Raw genomic sequence first — 1201 nt, forward strand, 5'->3', positions numbered from 1 at the left:
CTCCCGCTCCCAAACAGCAGCAAAAAAAGCAAAAGCCAACCGAGCACAGGTACCCCAGGATGACCGAACCCAACCGCACACCCCAGCAAACCGCCGAGTACGTTCGCGACGGCATGTTCGCCAACGACAACGCCTCCAAGGGCCTCGGCATGCGCATCGTCGAGGTCGGCCCCGGCCAGGCCACCATCGAGATGAAAGTGCGCCCCGACATGCTCAACGGCCACGCCATCTGCCACGGCGGATTCATGGCCACGCTCGCTGATTCGACCTTTGCCTTTGCCTGCAACTCGTACAACGAACTGACAGTCGCCTCCGGCTTTGCCATCGACTTCATCGCACCCGCGCGCGAAGGCGATGTGCTCACCGCGCGCTGCTTCGAAGTGTCGAAGGCCGGACGTACCGGCGTGTATGACACCGAAATCACCAACCAGCGCGGCGAGCGCATCGCCATGTTCCGCGGCCGCTCATACACCGCCAAAGGCCGCCCCGCCGTTCCCGCTGCGGCTACTGCTGCGGCTGCGGCTGCGGCCTGAGAGGAGACAAGACACCATGACAGCCAGACACCCCGCGCCCGGCGAACTCGAGGCCATCGAAACCGCAAGCCGCGACGAGATCACCGCGCTGCAACTCACCCGCCTGCGCGCCACGCTGCAACGCGCTTACGACAACGTGCCGCACTACCGCAAGGCCTTCGATGCCAAGGGCGTGCATCCGAACGACCTGAAGTCGCTGGCCGATCTGTCGAAGTTTCCGTTCACCGTCAAGACCGACCTGCGCGACAACTACCCCTTCGGCATGTTCGCCGTGCCGCGCACGCAGGTCGCGCGCATCCATGCGTCGTCGGGCACCACCGGCAAGCCGACCGTGGTGGGCTACACGAAGAACGACATCGACACCTGGGCCGACCTCGTGGCGCGTTCGATCCGCGCCGCGGGTGGCCGCGCCGGCGACATGATCCATGTGTCTTATGGCTACGGCCTCTTCACCGGTGGCCTCGGCGCGCACTACGGCGCCGAGCGTGCGGGCTGCACCGTCATCCCCATGTCGGGCGGCCAGACCGAGAAGCAGGTGCAGCTGATTCAAGACTTCAAGCCCGACATCATCATGGTCACGCCCAGCTACATGCAGGTGATCATCGAGCAGTTCGAACGGCAAGGCCTGGACGCCAAAGACAGTTCGCTGAAGATCGGCATCTTCGGCG

Annotated in this window: 2 protein-coding genes; both read left to right on the forward strand. The window is 64.6% G+C overall.

What is annotated here, in order from left to right; genetic code table 11:
* Positions 1-59 precede the first annotated feature (59 nt).
* Positions 60-533: a hydroxyphenylacetyl-CoA thioesterase PaaI gene (gene paaI, locus DBV14_RS32995; protein WP_124466435.1), complete on the forward strand. Its 474-nt coding sequence runs from the start codon at positions 60-62 to the stop codon at positions 531-533.
* A 16-nt stretch (positions 534-549) separates the two neighbouring features.
* Positions 550-1201, forward strand: a 652-nt coding sequence (locus DBV14_RS33000; RefSeq protein WP_148092466.1) for an AMP-binding protein, incomplete at its 3' end; no start/stop codon positions are given.

Origin of the sequence: Variovorax sp. KBW07, from assembly GCF_003852515.1 — a bacterium.
Classification (GTDB): Bacteria; Pseudomonadota; Gammaproteobacteria; order Burkholderiales; family Burkholderiaceae_C; genus Variovorax.